This window comes from Streptomyces sp. NPDC059080, from assembly GCF_042739975.1.
GTDB classification, from domain to species: Bacteria; Actinomycetota; Actinomycetes; order Streptomycetales; family Streptomycetaceae; genus Streptomyces; species Streptomyces benahoarensis.
In genome coordinates this window covers 11,540-13,017 of record NZ_JBHYGX010000070.1, presented here as the reverse complement: position 1 = coordinate 13,017, position 1,478 = coordinate 11,540, and the positions used below count along the sequence as shown (strand labels likewise).

The following is a 1,478-nucleotide window of genomic DNA, read 5'->3' as shown; positions in this document are numbered from 1 at the left end:
GACATCGGCCTCGTCGGCTACGAAATGGCCCTCCTGGTCGACCGCGCAGGCAACGTCCTCACCCCCGACCTACGCGCCGAACTCCAGGGCAGCCTTCTGAACTAGCAGACAAGCAGTGCGTTTCCCGCCATCGGCCCATTAGGGTTCGAGGGCGCGACCGGCGTCAGACAGGCAAGTTGGAGGAGGAGACGTGGCAACGCCCCCTGGCGGATACCCGTACGGCCCCGGACAGCAGTCCGGGTCCCAGGGCGAGACCCATCACAACCGCTTCAACTTCCCGTCTGCGCCGAGCCGTCGGCCGCAGCGGTCCCAGCCGCCGCGGCAGCAGCAGTCCCCGCAGTCCCCGCCCGGCCCGTACGACGCCCAGCCGTACGAGCCGTCGGTGTACGAACCGCCTCGGACGCCCGGCATCCGCCCGGCGCCGCCGCAGCCCCCGGCGCCCCCGGCGCCCACGGGCGGCGCGCACAATCCGTTGGTGCGCCCGTACGCCATGACCGGGGGCCGGACGCGTCCGCGCTACCAGCTCGCCATCGAGGCGCTGGTCAGCACCACGGCCGATCCGTCCCAGCTACAGGGCCAGCTGCCGGAGCACCAGCGCATCTGCCACCTCTGCCGCGAGATCAAATCAGTTGCCGAGATCTCCGCACTTCTCTCCATCCCCCTCGGCGTCGCCCGGATCCTCGTCGCCGACCTGGCGGAGGCCGGACTCGTCGCCATCCATCAGCCCGGCGGGGACGAGACCGCCGGCGGACAGCCAGATGTGACACTGCTCGAAAGGGTGCTCAGTGGACTTCGCAAGCTCTAGCGGTGCAGCCCGCTCCACCACCTCCGCGAAAATCGTGGTGGCGGGCGGCTTCGGCGTGGGTAAGACCACGTTCGTCGGGGCCGTCTCAGAGATCAACCCGCTGCGCACCGAAGCCGTCATGACCTCAGCGTCTGCGGGGATCGACGATCTCACGCACGCGCCGGACAAGACGACGACGACCGTGGCGATGGACTTCGGCCGCATCACCCTGGACCAGGACCTGATCCTGTACCTCTTCGGTACGCCGGGTCAGGACCGCTTCTGGTTCATGTGGGACGACCTGGTGCGCGGTGCGATCGGGGCCGTCGTCCTCGTCGACACCCGCCGCCTCGCCGACTGCTTCCCCGCCGTCGACTACTTCGAGAACAGCGGCCTCCCCTTCGTCATCGCCCTCAACGGCTTCGACGGCCACCAGCCGTACACGCCGGACGAGGTCCGCGAGGCGCTGCAGATCGGGCCGGACGCCCCGATCATCATCACCGATGCCCGCCACCGCAGCGAGGCGAAGAGCGCGCTCATCACGCTCGTGGAGCACGCGCTCATGGCCCGCCTGCGGTAGCCGCCTGACGGCGCGGTTCTCCGACGTACGGCGAAGGCCCCCGGTCACCTGACTGTCAGGGGGCCGGGGGCGCTCGGCGGGGGGGCCCGCGCGCGGGGGGGCTGGGCCACGAGT

2 protein-coding genes and 1 pseudogene are annotated in these 1,478 nt (G+C 70.5%); all 3 read left to right on the top strand.

All coding sequences use genetic code 11. The features are described 5' to 3' along the window. A pseudogene (locus ACFWWQ_RS29250) lies at positions 1–105 on the top strand (roadblock/LC7 domain-containing protein); the annotation flags it as partial. Positions 106–190: 85 nt separating this feature from the next. Next, positions 191–805, top strand: a complete 615-nt coding sequence (locus tag ACFWWQ_RS29245) for a DUF742 domain-containing protein (protein WP_384602235.1) — start codon at positions 191–193, stop codon at positions 803–805. Further along, positions 786–1,364, top strand: coding sequence for an ATP/GTP-binding protein (locus tag ACFWWQ_RS29240; protein WP_073760799.1), 579 nt, complete (start codon positions 786–788; stop codon positions 1,362–1,364). The genes ACFWWQ_RS29245 and ACFWWQ_RS29240 overlap by 20 nt, the downstream gene beginning before the upstream one ends. Positions 1,365–1,478 lie beyond the last annotated feature (114 nt).